This is a genomic window from Marinomonas sp. GJ51-14 (genome assembly GCF_055808695.1).
In genome coordinates this window covers 2,380,085-2,394,512 of the sequence record NZ_CM147879.1, presented here as the reverse complement: position 1 = coordinate 2,394,512, position 14,428 = coordinate 2,380,085, and the positions used below count along the sequence as shown (strand labels likewise).

Genomic DNA, 14,428 nt, shown 5'->3' with positions numbered 1-14,428 from the left:
TCTTTTCCATTCATAAAAAACGGCCTATATTTTCACACAAGCCGTTTATTATTGGGTATTTAAAAAGTATTCAAATACTTTTTATACTTTAAAGAACCCCATGTCATCTTTCTGAGTTTGAGCCAAACCTGCTAATTCTGCCGCCGCTTGTAAGGTTTGATTAACTGCTGATACATTTTGTTGTACTAAATCAAAAGCTAGAGTCGTATTCTTAGAAATATCTTCAGTAACTCCTGTTTGCTGCACTGATGCAGTAGCAACCATGGCATTGATTTCGGATATCGCTTTTATAGCATGAGAAATGTCTTCAAACGAAGATTTTACTTGTCCTGCTAATTCAACTGAACCTTCGATCAATTCAACATTTTGTGCCATATTATTACTGGCTTTCTCAGACTGTTCTTGCAGTTTCGAAATAATTTCTTGAATACTCACTGTAGACTCTTGAGTTTTTGAAGCTAAAGTACGAACTTCATCAGCAACAACCGCAAACCCTCGACCAGTTTCTCCAGCTCGCGCCGCTTCAATTGCAGCATTTAATGCAAGTAAGTTCGTTTGCTCGGAAATACTATTAATAACTTCAATAACAGTTCCAATTTCAATAGTGAATTTTCTTAGTTCATCAACAATTACCGCCGTTTCAGCGACAGACTTATTAATATCTCGAGTCAAAGCAATATTTTTTTCTAATGTAGCTTTGCCACTTCCAATCGTATTTAAACTAATTTTTGTCTCTTCTTCAGCGCTCAAGGCTTTATTACTGACTTCTTGAGATGTGGCTGACAATTCATAAATTGCCGTTGAGATTTGCTCAACCTGCATTTTTTCACTTTCCATATTTATCAAAGTGTCATTCATTACAACATTTAACTCTTCAGAAGAGGCAGAAACACTTTCAGAAATTTTTATGGAGTTACTTACAATGCCAGATAGTTGATTTGAAAGAATGACCAATGAACGATAAATGCCGCTATCACTAGCTGATGTAGCAAGGTTCAGTCTCAAGTTACCTTCAGACATTCTTTCCATTAACTTAGCAATATCTTCCGGAGCACCACCAACTGGTTTCAGAACCAATCTATTTATCACAACAAGTAAAATAATACCTGCGAAGATAAAACAAACAAGCCCTATTAATAATGAATATTTCAACTGCTTATTTGCACCACTAGTAATTACACTATCTCTAGTAAAAGAAACATAATCCCAACCATTGATATCCATTCTCCCCCAAAAAGTTGTAAAGGCAACATCACTACCATTCACATTTACCGTATAAGCTAACTCAGGAGACTGAAGACTAAATTGCTTATAGTTAGGTCGAACATCTAATATTTTCTTACCTAACATTTCTTCATAAGGCGAAACTATAATGGTGCCATCGTCTGTATAGACAAATAAATCAGTCCTACTTTTTGTATTTTCAATAAAACTATCTAAATGAACCATTGTCATTATAGCAATATCTGAATTCACCTTATAAGCAATCAATATAGATACTTGACCTGTTGATCTATTTTTGTGAATAGTAGGTGACACATAGAATTTTTGATTTTTCTCAAATAGTGCTTTGTAATAACCCTGCCCTTTATTATCGAGAGACATTTTCAAACCATCGGTTTGATAGGAAGCTCCCGCTCTATCAAATAGGTACACTCCATCACTGCTACTTTTTAAAATATTGTAAATAGTTCTTAAACTATCGCTGTTCTTTTCAGATAAACTATTTGCACCTAATTCATGCACATCTAAATCTATAGAGGAGAGCACATAGCGATAACGTTCAAATTTTTCTGTAATTTCAGCTTCGAATGTTAAGTTTTTTTCAACCAATATTTGCTTGTTCAATGCCATACTTTCAGATCTAAATGCCACAAAGTCTAACATTGCGATAATAACAATAATCGCAGCAACAATAGCGCCAAGAGAACCAATAACTTGTAGTTTAAATTTATTCATAGCCTGCTCCGCGCGTCATTTTTTTATGAAATGCATTACCGAAAACACCATATCTTCAATATGACATTCTCTATGCATCACTAAATACTTTTCAAATTTTCCCTACTGTAAAAATAGAAAATTTTATACAATAAACAAATCCAAAAACCAATTTGTAATACTGTAATACTATCACCTCTTAATATTACTTAAAATCACTTAAAATCACTTAAAATCACTTAAAATCACTTAATGATACAAAAAAATTACAAAATCATGTTTTTTTATTAAAAAGACAAAAAAAACAGCGACTGTTTCCAGCCGCTGCTTCTATTAACTCAGCGTTCTAAAAAAGCGTATTACGCTCTTTTCTAGTGGTGATGACCACCTTCGCCATGTACATGACCATGTTCTAGCTCTTCTGCAGATGCTTCTCGAACATCCATGATTTCAACATTAAAGTTCAATGTTTTACCAGCTAGAGGATGATTACCATCCAACATAATACCGTCTTCTTCTACACCAATTACGGTAACAGGCTGTTGACCACCTGGCGTTTGTGCCATGAACTGCATACCGATTTGGATATCATCTACACCTTGGAAGTTTTCAGTCGGCACCTTTTGAATCAGTTCTTCATGAATCGCACCGTAACCGTCTTCTGGAGCAACAGATACTTCAAGTTTATCGCCAGCCACTTTGCCCTGAAGAGACTTATCCAATCCATCTATAATGTTTTGTGCGCCACTTAGAAATACTAAAGGCTCTTGACCGATGGAAGAGTCTAATTCTTGACCTTGCTCATCCTTCAAAGTGTAGTGCATGCTCACGACAGCATTTTCTGTAATTTGCATTGTATTCTCCTGAATAAAAAAATAATAAATAATGAGGGAACGAGCGCCTGATACAAGCAAACCTTACATTTAAACAATAAGCGATACACCACCACAACACGAACCCAAACGATAACTCGTAAGACTATGATAACGTCCCATAAACTCAATAACTACCGTATAACGAAGAAGTTTGGTACGTTCGACGATTTTTAAAGGGATGTTTGATAATTAAATATTTAAAAAATAGATTTTTTAACCGTAATTAAGGAATCATTGCGTTCCATTGTTTAGGCTGAAGGTGTAAATATTGAAGTATCCAATATATAAGACTTCCCTAGCCAGCTTACTGCTTGAGTATGATCAAGGTAATCATTACCCGTTATAGGGTGAACAAACACATCGAGAGTCTCTCTATTCAGCATCAACCAAGGAAGAATAGCGCCGTAAGTTTCAGCCGAAAATGACAGCTGACAACTCCAAACAGGATGTGGCCCAACAGGCTTACGATGAAACCGTCCAATGCGAATATCAAATAATTCGGATGCTGCTTGCGCTACTCTCTTCGCCAATTCAACACCAGCTTCATCCGTATAATAAAGATGGGCATGAAAGGCTTTAATATCATAATGTGATGGAAATGGAGTCATTGTTCATCCTAATTTTAGAAGCCCTAAATTTCTGAGCTCTCAATTTTTAATACTTTTAATTTACGACACTCTCAATTGAAAGTCACATTCCTAGGGGAATTTATTAATGCCACTTTTTAAGTAACAAAGCAGCACATCTTGCTCCACTGTCAAGACCTAAGTCGTAGAGGAGTTATTACCTCGACTATGCTACATTGAACATCAAATAATAAGGGCCATATTGAAGTGATTTACCACATGACTGTTTTCTGGATTCTATTAGCCATTCTTTATGTTTTTGGTTTGTTCTGGATTGCCATTTGGGGCGATAAAGAAAGTCCCACCGCTAAAAAACTAACCCGCCACCCATTAGTCTATAGTTTGTCTCTTGCTATCTATTGTACCGCTTGGACATTTTACGGCTCGATCGGCGAAGCTTCCCGTTCAGGCTGGAGCTATTTACCCATTCTTTTGGGCCCTATTCTGCTTTATTTGTTTGCCTTTCCCATCTTACGGAAAATGATCACTGTAAGTCGCAAACAAAATATCACTTCAATTGCCGATTTCATCTCCTCTCGATATGGAAAACGCCCAATGACAGCGCCCTTGGTTATTTTAATCAGTATGCTCGCAGTCATTCCTTATATTGCCTTACAACTCAAAGCCATTGGTTCCAATTTTGCACTTTTTGTCAATCAAGACGAATCGTCTACTAGCCTAGTAGTATTAGTGGCAACCATTCTAATTGGCATATTTGCCATGTTATTTGGCACAAGAAAAGTAGAAGTCACTGAATATCGTTCAGGCATGATGTTGGCGATTGGTACAGAGTCTTTATTCAAACTCATTGCCATTGTCGCAGTTGGATTAGTGGCAATCATTATGACCCAAGACCTCAATATTGATGAATTCAGTAGCAATGTTGATATGTCTGTTTGGTCACCAGAACAAATGTTATCTTTTCCTTTTTTAATGCAAACCTTTATGTCTGCCGCGGCTGTAATCTGCTTGCCACGTCAATTCCACGTCACCGTGGTTGATCATCAAAATAATAAACAATCCAACATGGCCCGTTGGTTATTCCCTCTTTATTTACTTATCTTCGCGGTCATCATTCCACCAATCGCTATTGCCGGTCAAAATCTATTTTCTGCTGATATAAACCCAGATACTTATGTCATTCAATTCGCACTGGCTTCAGACAACCTTCCATTGCAAATGTTGATTTTCCTAGGTGGCATGTCAGCAACAACCGCTATGATCATCATTGCGACATTTGCCTTAAGCATCATGATTAGCAACGATGTTATTTTGCCAATTATGTTGGCACGCGCCAGTGCGCAACAACAAGCTCTCCCCTTATACCGACGACGAATACTAACCATTCGACGATTGGCTATGGCTGGCATTCTTATGTTGTCTTTTCTGTATTATCAAAAAATGGCAAATAACGAATCTTTAGCAGGAACCGGCGTCCTTGCCTTCTCTCTTGTCTTACAGCTCATGCCTGCGGTATTAGGCGGTTTATATTGGAAACGCGCCCATGCTTATGGTGTTTATACTGGGTTGACCTTCGGTTTTTTATGCTGGGTTTTGCTCATGATGCTTCCCTTAACTGGTGGTATAGATTGGGGGCTAGACAATGCTCAGTCGCGTTCTGAACTCATTAGTTATGGTGCTTTTATTAGCTTAATGGCAAACATTTTTGGCTATGTAATAGGCTCTTTATTATCCAGTGAAAGATTAATCGATCGTATTCAAGCCACTGCTTTTGTTAGCCCAACGACCGAACTCGAAAAAGGCTTCTTTAAACCCAAAAGCAAAGCCACCAATGGTGATTTTTTTGTCTTATTAGAAACCTTCTTGGGTAAACAAAAAAGCCAACAAGTTCTAGCAAATTACGAGCAAGATTACAGTCAAAGCATCCCATCAAATGCTGCGCCCAATCGTTTATTTGTGGATTACTGCGAACGTATTTTAGGGGGCGTATTAGGGGGTTCATCAGCTCGCACCATCATTAACTCCATCTTGGTTGATAAACAAATCAAGGTAGAAGAAATGGTGACCTACTTGGATGAAACCACTCAAGCAATCCAATTCAGTCAGAACCTTTTATTCGTTTCTATGGATAATCTTGACCAAGGTATTAGTGTCGTAAACAAAGATTTGCAAATCGTTGCATGGAATAAAACTTACCTTTCGCTTTACCCTTATCCTGAAGGTATGTTGACAGTTGGCTTGCCCGTTGAAGAGCTTATTCGGTTTAATGCTAAACGAGGTGAATGTGGTGTTGGCGATATAGAAGAATTAGTCAGCAAACGTTTAGAACACCTTAGAAAAGGTACAGCACATCGTTTCTTACGTCGTAGAGCCAGTGGACGGGTCATTGAAATGGTTGGCAATCCACTACCAGATGGTGGCTTCGTCACAAGTTTTACCGATGTCACCGAACATATTGAAAGCCAGCAAGCATTGAAAGAAGCTAATATAGATTTGGAAAAACGTGTGGAAGCTCGCACCGAAGAAGTCCAAGGCGTCAACAATGAGCTTATGCAAGAAATTGATCGCCGTAATCAAGCAGAGAAAGCCCTCATTAGCGCCAAAGCAGAAGCTGAGCAAGCCAACGCCTCTAAGACTGAATTCCTTGCCTTGGCTAGTCATGACATCCTTCAGCCTCTTAATGCTGCCAAGCTTTATATGGGGATTCTACAATCAACCCAGCTTCCTCACGACACGAATCAAGTCATTACAAAACTATTCGATTCTTTGGAGTCCACCGAAGCACTCATTTCAACCTTGCTTGAAATTGCTCGTTTAGACCAAGGCGCAATTCAACCAAAATTAGTCGACTGCAACCTCCAAGACATACTCACACCTATCGTTTCGGAGTTCGGCGTCATCGCAGAAAGTAAAAACATACGTTTAACTACGCACCTTAGGCCATTACGTGTACATACAGATCCTATTTACTTACGACGTATCATTCAGAATTTTGTTTCAAATGCGGTGAAATACACACAAAAGGGACGAGTACTATTAAGCGTGCGACCAAGAAAAGGATTAGTGTATTTACAAGTTTGGGACACAGGGGTTGGTATTCCTGAAGCCGAACAAAATAAAGTTTTCGATGACTTCTATCGCTGGGAAAACACCCAAGAACCTGGCATGGGATTGGGCCTTGGCTTAGTTCGTCGTATGCAAAAACAATTGGGACTAGCTACTGAAGTTCGCTCCACTCCAGGAAAAGGTAGCTGTTTTAGCATAGGTATTCCATTGGCCCAGAGCAATATCATTGCAAGCGTACCTGAGCCTCAACCCGTCACAGAACCACAAGATAAGTTGGCTCACTGTTACGTCTGGTGTATTGATGACGAACAAAATAACTTAACTGCAATGAATACACTATTAAGTCATTGGAAGTGTGATTGTCGTACCTTCAATCGTTTTGAAGAAGCTTTACAAGCGGAAGGCGAAGCAGAATTACTCTTGGTGGATTACCACCTTGACGACAACCAAGATGGTGTTTCTTTGATTAAGGCCCTCAGAACGAGAGCAGGGAAAGAAATTCCAGCAGTATTAATAACCGCACTACGGGACCCACAACTGGTTGAAGAGTGTAAACAGCAAAACATTACCTATATGGCAAAACCAGCAAAGCCCGCAAAATTACGGGCTTTGGTTCAACACATTCATCAGTTAAGGGAAGACGCTGAGTAAAAGATCAAGGTTAGGGTTGAGTTGGAAGACTCAATCCACAGCCTCCCAAAATGATAGCGCTTATAGTATCTCCTGTACGCTGTAAATCTTCCTCGCTTAATGATTCGGAGCCATTTAACGCTAGAATTTGTGCTTCAAAATCAGCGTAATGTTGAGTGGTTGACCAAATCATATAAATCAAACTAGCGGGATCACGTTGCTGCATCTTTCCAGCGTCCATCCAGCCTTGAAGCAATGCCACTCGTGACATAAACCAAGGCCTTAACTCTTCTTTTAAATAATCACCAATATGATTTGCACCACCAATCACTTCCATAGCAAATAAGCGTGATGCAACACTTTTCTCAAAACTCTGTTTAAGCTTAACTCGGATAAAACCATCCAATACCTGAGCTGGATCATCATCTAGCGTAGCTTGATCAAAAAGATCATTCCAACCGATTAAAGTTTGATCAAGCACCTGCTTGTATAGATTTGCTTTAGATTGAAAATAATAAATGATATTCGGTTTAGGTAAACCTGCACGCTCTGCAATCTGCTGTAAACTAGCACCATTGTAGCCTTTCAGACCAAATTCAATTTCAGCAGCATCAAGAATTTTAACAAACACTTCTTCACGGTTATTTTGGCGTTTACTACTCATAGGGAGTTAAGTCCTTATCTAGTCAGTCCCGTTACTAAATCTTAAAATGTGTTATGCAAACAACTCAGTCAGATCCGCTGCACTTGACAATTTACCTTCATCTTCAATATTCGGAAAAACAGCAACTGTAATGTTATCCAAAGCTAAACTGGGTAACCATTCGCCTTTAAAGGTATCAAGTGAGATAGAAACTGGCTCACAATCATCCCAATCATCAATTGCCCATTGGCTAGCAAACTCAGCATCAGGCCAAACCATGACACAATCGCCATCGTCTGTTTCTACCATAACAAAGCCTTCGTCATTACTCAGGCTCCAAACAAGCTCAGTGGCTTTTACCTGCTCAACAAAATACGCCAATCGTTCACTATCAGGAGCAACCAACAACTGAACACGCTCGTCCATTGATAACTCTTTTACAGCTAATTCATTTGTAGATGGTTCTTTCATGGTTTCAATCTCTTTTTAAAAGTAGGCAACTTCTTCTTCTGTTAATTCGCGAAACTCACCAACAGCCAAATCCGCATCTAATGTTAGCTTGCCTATTTTATCACGATGTAACACTTCAACCTTATTTCCAACGGCTGCCAACATACGTTTTACTTGGTGATATTTACCTTCTTGGATCGTCAAGAAGATCTCATTTTCACTAATCCGTTCCGTTACTGCTGGCAAAGTAAGATCAGATTCACCATTCAATAAAACACCCTCTTCAAGATGTTTTAGATCAGCGTCACTAACAGGGTCAGCTAATGTAATACGGTAACGTTTATCACACGCATTTCGCGGTGACGTAATACGGTGTAGCCATTGACCATCTGTGGTCAAAAGTAACAAACCGGTTGTGTCTTTGTCCAAACGTCCAACAATATTAAGAGTTTGCCCTAAATGGGAAGGCAACAAATCCAACACAATAGAATGTTCCGGATCTTGGTTTGCACACACATAATCTGCTGGTTTATTTAGTAAATAATAACCTTCCGATGGCCAAGCCAAAGGCTCACCATCCAAACAAATTACATCACCTTCTTTAACCGTATAATTCGCTTTTTTAACAATTTCACCATTCACAGTGACACGTTTTTTTGCAACGGCAATTTTCGCGGCTTTACGAGCCAACTCTGTTACATGGGATAAATAAAAATCAAGTCTCAAGGGTATCGCCTATAGCTTTGTTCTGGTTAAGAGAATACTTCGTGGGTGGTTTCAATTTCTTTGTAGAAGAAAGTCGAATTATGCAGCATACCATTCGCACTGCGCGTATATCCGGGCACCTCACCAAACGGAATATAGCCCATATTGACGTACATGTCGTGAGCGATATCATCACTTCGAACTTCAAGGATAAGTAACTGTCTTTGCATGGCTGCAGCAACTCGTTCCACGCCCTGCATCAAAACACCTCCCAAACCATTTTCACGGGCCTGAGTGTGAACCATCAGCTTCTCAACATCACAACGATGTAATGCATTAGCCTTTGGCGACATCGCAATTTGCACACTGCCCACCACTTTATCGTCTTCACGAACTAATAATACTTGGCGGGCATTTTCTTGTAAGTCATCATTCACGGACAACCAATACGCCTTCGCTTCTGGTTCACTCATTGGTGGTAAAAAACCAATCGGAGCGCCTGAATCTACAGCATCACATAACAACTCGATAAGATCATCTAGGTAGGGATTAAGATTGTCTACTTTAAGTAACTCCAAACTCGTTTCCTCAGTCTTTTGATTGGCGTAATCATACAGGAGAGGCGAAAACTTAGGAAACGGATCTTTGATCGCAAATGCTTTTTTGTAGGTCGGCATTTATGCCGACAAACCTAATCTGCTTCCATGCAATTGCTTTGAATTTAGTAATCTTTGCCCTGCAGGTCGTACACCACACAGAACAGGTTCAACATGAAAGAAAGAATATTAAAAACGGATTTTGATTTGATGGAGCAATTATCAATGATTAACACCAATAAACCATTTAGGCTGCATGTCATCAAAATCGGTTCGCACATTCGATGGTAAATAGCTGGCTGAATCCAAAACAAAACCTTGTCCATCGACACGCTTGAAAACAACCCAATGCCAAAAAGCTTTCCCGTTTTCGTAATGATGTTTAATGGATAAGAGCGCAAGATCAGGCAGCTTTTCCCATGCTTCAAATGGAACCTCTACAGAAGAAGTCGACACCTCAAATTTAGCCAGCATGTTTCGTACATATTGTGTATCAGACCAGAGCGATTCGTCTTCTGCAAAAATACCCATGTCATTAGCAATCCCCTTCATATCTGAGTAAGTCTTACCAAGTATATTGGCAACTGAGGCAATACCACAGCCTGTTGTTTCTTCTTGAATGACCGCTTTCAACTTAATTCTCTTTAAATATATGACGCCACGCCAACTGAATAATTGATCAGCTTGCTGGCGCTTGTTAAGGGTGTAAAGTCGTTGTGAATTTTACTAATGAGTTGCACGCATTAGATCAAGAAGTTGTTTATCAAGTAAAGCGACATCAGGTTATCTCGTTCAAAGAGGACTTAATTTTTTGCTATATTCCATGTTTTCAATGCGCATATGTATGCGTATAATTAAGGTTAAAATTAATTGGAGTGATGATATGCAAGATTTATATGACATCCATGCCCCCAAAAAAGCAACAAACTTAAGCGTGAACAGCGATTTATTGCAAAAATCTAGAAGCTTAAAAATCAACCTGTCAGCAACATTAGAGCAAGCGCTAAAAGACAAATTAAAGAGTGTTGAAGCAGAAAGTTGGAAAAAAGAAAACAAGGTTGCAATAGCGGCATATAACGAGTTCATAACTGAAAACGGTTGTATTGGCGACGAATACAGGAGTTTTTAATGGCGCAGTTTGATGTATACAGAAACCCAAGCAAGAAAACGAATAAAGCCTACCCTTTTCTGGTTGATGTTCAAAATTCTGTCATTGATCAATTAGCAACAAGACTGACGGTACCTTTAACAACCAACAATGCCAAAAATAGCCTTTATATGGAAAAATTAACCCCTAAGATAGAATTCGAAGGGGAAACTTACTTATTCCTTGCTCAGCAACTCAGCTCTATACCGGAAGAGGTATTACATGATTGCATTGGTTCGCTGAGTCAATCCAGAGATCTGTTAATCGATGCCATCGATTTCGCGATTACAGGGATATAGCGTCCTCATAAATTGCGGAACATATTGGACGCTTTTTTGCGTCATTTTCTTTTAAGCAAAAAAACGGACAATGTGAGCCGTCAGATTTGATCCATTTGTTATGTATGTGCCAACTGTTTCCAAAATTTTTCAGCACTATGTCTAGCACTTTTTTCGGACTCAGATATTGGATAGCTAACGCGTTGAAGTAACTTGCTCAGGCTAACCAAAATTGCTTTCATATGTGATAACAGATTAAAAATGTCTTGAATTGTATTTCCACTACCAGTCATATCATAGTTTCCATCTTTATGCGCAAGCATGCCATCCCTTAATAACTTAACCCTATCGACTAAGCCTGAGGAAAGTAATTCATTAATACATGTAACACAGTCGCTAAAGCTTTGATTAAATTCAATCTTTCGGCTTTCAATGAATCTATCCTGCCAGCTCCCACCTTGCCCACTAAGAACAATAGTTTTTGGTGGTTTAACATATCCCTCTAGCAAATGCTTTGGGTTGAAATTTCCATCAACCAGCAGACTCAACAGTTGATTTAGGCTCAAATTAGATGAGTTATTTGATTTATCAAATAACCAAGCATGAGTTTCAACAATCAAGGAAGCATACATTGTATCTCGTATAACAAGGATGCTTCTTTGAACCACTGGTTCCAAGCGTACAAATGATTCATGGAAATCAATTGATGCAGATAATAACTCTTTTCGTTCCAGTAGATTTAGATAGCCAATCATCGCTGCATTGACTTGCTTTTTAAACTTCGGAATCTGTTCCTTTCGCATTTGCCCCTCGAAGTACATAACATCTTTAATAGTGCGTATGCGCGTTTACATATTACCAAGGCCTTCCCAATATAACTGTAAACTACTGATTTTAAAGTGATAAATAAAATCACCAACAAAGCCAAAAACTGGAAAAATGCGCATGCGTGTTATTCCTTTCATTCACAGTCTACTATTTATGCTGTGAATATTATTACTTATTGATACTAAGATGATTTTTTCTTTTCTTCCACTGTAAACGAACGAAAGTAAGTTATTTAAAATGCGGATAGATACAAAGCATTTGAAGGAGTTAATCGTCTTTGTCGGGCTAAAGCCAAGACCTACAAATAAAAAAGCGACTCAATTGAGTCGCTTTTAAAGAGCCATAGGTATGTTTACACATTCCCCATGTAACGTCCCGGTTTGTGATTCACTGCGATAATCATATTTAATGCAATGGCGCCTACAATTGAGATAACAATCAAGGTGAAATCCACCACAAAAACAGATAATAAGACGATACAGCAATCCGCCACCATCTGAAATTTCCCCATGGAGATGCCATATTTCTCAGCGACATAGCGTGCCAAAATATTCAAACCACCTAAGCTTGCGTTATGGCGAAACAACATCAAAAAGCCAACACCAATTAATGAGCCGCCAACAATACTAGCGTAAATAGGGTTAACACTTTCAAATGAGATCATCATCGCTGTTAAATCGGAAAATGCCGATAAGCAAAATACAGCAAAAAATGTTTTTAAGGTGAATTCCCAACCAAAGTGGATAATCGCTAATACATAAAAAGGTAGGTTGATAACAAAAAACGCTTGTCCAAAAGTAAAGGATGTTGAATATTGGATAAGAAATGCCAACCCCGCAGAACCGCCAGATAGCAAACCGGTTTGGATAAAAAGGTTTACGCCTAACGAAATAATCAAGGTCCCAAGAATCATAGCTTGGGCATCTTCAAGACGAGTGTGTTTTTGTGATGTTTTTGTGTCTGTTGTCGACATAGGTATCTCTTTGGCTTCAATAAAGGAATAGAATAAAGGGTCGTTCAATGGCGTGGATTCTAGAGAAAAACCCGCATAAGACCAATATCAAACCAAAAAGCATTTTTGAATCGTTTTAATAAAGTGTCTTAATTTCTGTACACTTTAGAAGAGCAAATGCAGAAAATCACCTTGCCAATAACCCTTCGTGCCGATACCCAACCAATACGTTCTGATTGCATGCTTTTATTATTCTCACCACCCAGCCAAAGTTGTCCGTCCGGCGCTATATCTAAGACTTTTTTAACAATAAAGCCATATAAAGCATGGTCGACCACCACAAGATGGCCAACCTCAAGCTGTTTATACCATCGGCTAGTAAAAACAAAATCACCATCTTGTAATCTAGGAGACATACTTTCTCCCTGTACTTTTATTAGATTCAGCATTTTGCCTCCTTTTTTACTATCAAGTGTTGTCTATCTAATTTTTCAAGTCAGGGTAAGTGACAATCAGCAATGGTGGATAAGGACAAGTCGCACGGTACGTTGGCACGCCTTTCGTTAGCCAAAACGCATCAGCAAATTGATTTACAAGCTCAACCAGTTTTTCACCTTCTGCCCGATCAATACTTTGCTTACATTTTGATGCTTGAAGCATGATGGAATGGGTTAAATCATGAATGGTTGGCACTTGTTCAAATTGTGGTGCTTTAAAATAGTCTCCCCAAATGATTCGTACCGCTTCTTTCACTTCTGTACAAGCGGCTTCTTTTTCTATCACTAAACGAGAAATCTGTGCAAAACCCGCAACATCAAGGTCGCCTTTATCTTCCACTTCTTTGATTAAGTCCAATAATCGAACACAGCTCAATGCAGCAAGTTGTGCCGTTGATGGATCGTACATTTTACAAGGAATATCACAATGAGCTTGCGCGGTTTTAAAACCAATTACCTTATCTAGAGTTTTTATAACACTATGCATCATGGTTCGTACCCTTCTTTTCATTAGAATTACGGCGACGGAAAAGCTGCTTATAAAGCAAGCCGCTAATAATCACTGCAGCGACGGCAAAAATAGTTAACATATGAATGGGTTCACTCATCCAATGGGAGTGATCATGGCCAGGATGCGCATGTGCGAATTGGCTCATCACAAAAGATAAGCTTAATAACAGGGTGGTAAAAATAGACTTCATATAATCATCCTTATAAATAGGTCATTAAATTGCATTTCAAATCAGGCTGACCAGAACAAAAGCACTAGTGGTGCACGATAGTTTTCGAGCTAGAAACTGCATTCGATAACGCCTGCATTAATATTTTGCTCTGAGCTGTGATATTTTTGCTGTGGCTTTGGGTAAACAACTCCCATTCGAAACGAATATGCGTTGCAGTTCGCATGATCAAACTGTGCTGTTCATCATCAACATCAGTGCGGGTAATGATGGTTTGCAAGAAGTTCACTGCATTTTCATATTGCGTGTTGGCAGATACGAAATCACCCAATGCCGTATAAGATTCTGCAATGTTCAAGAAACTGACCGCCGCGGCAGCAACAGCAGACTCTGCGTCTCGATGAAAGTCATCATCAAACGACATTTCAGCTTGCATTAACGCCTGACGATTCAAATCCACAGCATCAGTAAAAGCATGATTTGAATAGGCTCTATTGGCTTGTCTTGTTAAGCGTTCCCAGTTTTGCATTCTTGCCTCCGTAATCTTTTACTATGG

At 39.0% G+C, this 14,428-nt stretch carries 17 protein-coding genes; 3 read left to right on the top strand and 14 right to left on the bottom strand.

Going from position 1 to position 14,428, the window contains the following annotated elements:
* Positions 1 to 81 precede the first annotated feature (81 nt).
* The 3 genes from AC0L3Y_RS11530 to AC0L3Y_RS11520 form a co-directional block, all read right to left on the bottom strand.
* Positions 82 to 1,959 carry a methyl-accepting chemotaxis protein gene (locus AC0L3Y_RS11530; protein WP_473463018.1) on the bottom strand — a complete coding sequence of 626 codons (1,878 nt, stop codon included), beginning with the start codon at positions 1,957 to 1,959 and terminating at the stop codon, positions 82 to 84.
* A 350-nt stretch (positions 1,960 to 2,309) separates the two neighbouring features.
* On the bottom strand, positions 2,310 to 2,792 hold the full coding sequence (locus AC0L3Y_RS11525; RefSeq protein ID WP_473463014.1) for an FKBP-type peptidyl-prolyl cis-trans isomerase: 483 nt from the start codon (positions 2,790 to 2,792) through the stop codon (positions 2,310 to 2,312).
* 269 nt (positions 2,793 to 3,061) lie between these two features.
* Positions 3,062 to 3,421: a DOPA 4,5-dioxygenase family protein gene (locus tag AC0L3Y_RS11520; protein WP_473463009.1), complete on the bottom strand. Its 360-nt coding sequence runs from the start codon at positions 3,419 to 3,421 to the stop codon at positions 3,062 to 3,064.
* 237 nt (positions 3,422 to 3,658) lie between these two features.
* Between AC0L3Y_RS11520 and AC0L3Y_RS11515 the strand changes: the two genes are divergently transcribed.
* Positions 3,659 to 7,117, top strand: coding sequence for a PAS domain-containing hybrid sensor histidine kinase/response regulator (locus AC0L3Y_RS11515; protein WP_473463004.1), 3,459 nt, complete (start codon positions 3,659 to 3,661; stop codon positions 7,115 to 7,117).
* A 10-nt stretch (positions 7,118 to 7,127) separates the two neighbouring features.
* Here AC0L3Y_RS11515 and AC0L3Y_RS11510 read toward each other — a convergent pair whose 3' ends face one another.
* The 5 genes from AC0L3Y_RS11510 to AC0L3Y_RS11490 form a co-directional block, all read right to left on the bottom strand.
* Positions 7,128 to 7,760: a TetR family transcriptional regulator C-terminal domain-containing protein gene (locus AC0L3Y_RS11510; RefSeq protein WP_473462999.1), complete on the bottom strand. Its 633-nt coding sequence runs from the start codon at positions 7,758 to 7,760 to the stop codon at positions 7,128 to 7,130.
* Between the two features lie 51 nt (positions 7,761 to 7,811).
* A complete protein-coding gene (locus tag AC0L3Y_RS11505; RefSeq protein ID WP_473462995.1) occupies positions 7,812 to 8,210 on the bottom strand; it encodes a DUF2750 domain-containing protein in 399 nt (132 codons plus the stop codon).
* A 15-nt stretch (positions 8,211 to 8,225) separates the two neighbouring features.
* Positions 8,226 to 8,915 carry a 16S rRNA pseudouridine(516) synthase gene (locus AC0L3Y_RS11500; RefSeq protein WP_473462988.1) on the bottom strand — a complete coding sequence of 230 codons (690 nt, stop codon included), beginning with the start codon at positions 8,913 to 8,915 and terminating at the stop codon, positions 8,226 to 8,228.
* A 26-nt stretch (positions 8,916 to 8,941) separates the two neighbouring features.
* Positions 8,942 to 9,571: a GNAT family N-acetyltransferase gene (locus AC0L3Y_RS11495; RefSeq protein ID WP_473462982.1), complete on the bottom strand. Its 630-nt coding sequence runs from the start codon at positions 9,569 to 9,571 to the stop codon at positions 8,942 to 8,944.
* 141 nt (positions 9,572 to 9,712) lie between these two features.
* A complete protein-coding gene (locus AC0L3Y_RS11490; protein ID WP_473462976.1) occupies positions 9,713 to 10,123 on the bottom strand; it encodes a hypothetical protein in 411 nt (136 codons plus the stop codon).
* Positions 10,124 to 10,373: 250 nt separating this feature from the next.
* Between AC0L3Y_RS11490 and AC0L3Y_RS11485 the strand changes: the two genes are divergently transcribed.
* Positions 10,374 to 10,619 (top strand): type II toxin-antitoxin system CcdA family antitoxin, encoded by a 246-nt coding sequence (locus tag AC0L3Y_RS11485; protein WP_473462972.1) that lies wholly within the window; start codon positions 10,374 to 10,376, stop codon positions 10,617 to 10,619.
* A complete protein-coding gene (locus tag AC0L3Y_RS11480) occupies positions 10,619 to 10,936 on the top strand; it encodes a CcdB family protein (RefSeq protein WP_473462967.1) in 318 nt (105 codons plus the stop codon). Before AC0L3Y_RS11485 ends, AC0L3Y_RS11480 begins: the two co-directional genes overlap by 1 nt.
* A 98-nt stretch (positions 10,937 to 11,034) precedes the next feature.
* Here the strand turns inward: AC0L3Y_RS11480 and AC0L3Y_RS11475 are convergent, their stop codons facing one another.
* The 6 genes from AC0L3Y_RS11475 to AC0L3Y_RS11450 all read right to left on the bottom strand — a co-directional run bounded on the left by AC0L3Y_RS11475 (position 11,035) and on the right by AC0L3Y_RS11450 (position 14,401).
* The gene (locus AC0L3Y_RS11475) at positions 11,035 to 11,718 is read right to left on the bottom strand and encodes an AbiU2 domain-containing protein (protein WP_473462964.1); all 684 of its coding nucleotides are present in this window, start codon (positions 11,716 to 11,718) and stop codon (positions 11,035 to 11,037) included.
* A gap of 377 nt (positions 11,719 to 12,095) precedes the next feature.
* On the bottom strand, positions 12,096 to 12,716 hold the full coding sequence (locus AC0L3Y_RS11470) for a YitT family protein (protein WP_473462960.1): 621 nt from the start codon (positions 12,714 to 12,716) through the stop codon (positions 12,096 to 12,098).
* A 128-nt stretch (positions 12,717 to 12,844) separates the two neighbouring features.
* A complete protein-coding gene (locus AC0L3Y_RS11465; RefSeq protein ID WP_473462954.1) occupies positions 12,845 to 13,144 on the bottom strand; it encodes a S24/S26 family peptidase in 300 nt (99 codons plus the stop codon).
* A gap of 34 nt (positions 13,145 to 13,178) precedes the next feature.
* Positions 13,179 to 13,682 (bottom strand): superoxide dismutase, Ni, encoded by a 504-nt coding sequence (gene sodN, locus AC0L3Y_RS11460; protein ID WP_473462951.1) that lies wholly within the window; start codon positions 13,680 to 13,682, stop codon positions 13,179 to 13,181.
* Positions 13,672 to 13,893, bottom strand: coding sequence for a hypothetical protein (locus tag AC0L3Y_RS11455; RefSeq protein ID WP_473462948.1), 222 nt, complete (start codon positions 13,891 to 13,893; stop codon positions 13,672 to 13,674). The genes sodN and AC0L3Y_RS11455 overlap by 11 nt, the downstream gene beginning before the upstream one ends.
* A gap of 64 nt (positions 13,894 to 13,957) precedes the next feature.
* Positions 13,958 to 14,401, bottom strand: coding sequence for a tetratricopeptide repeat protein (locus tag AC0L3Y_RS11450; protein WP_473462945.1), 444 nt, complete (start codon positions 14,399 to 14,401; stop codon positions 13,958 to 13,960).
* Between the last annotated feature and the right edge of the window lie 27 nt (positions 14,402 to 14,428).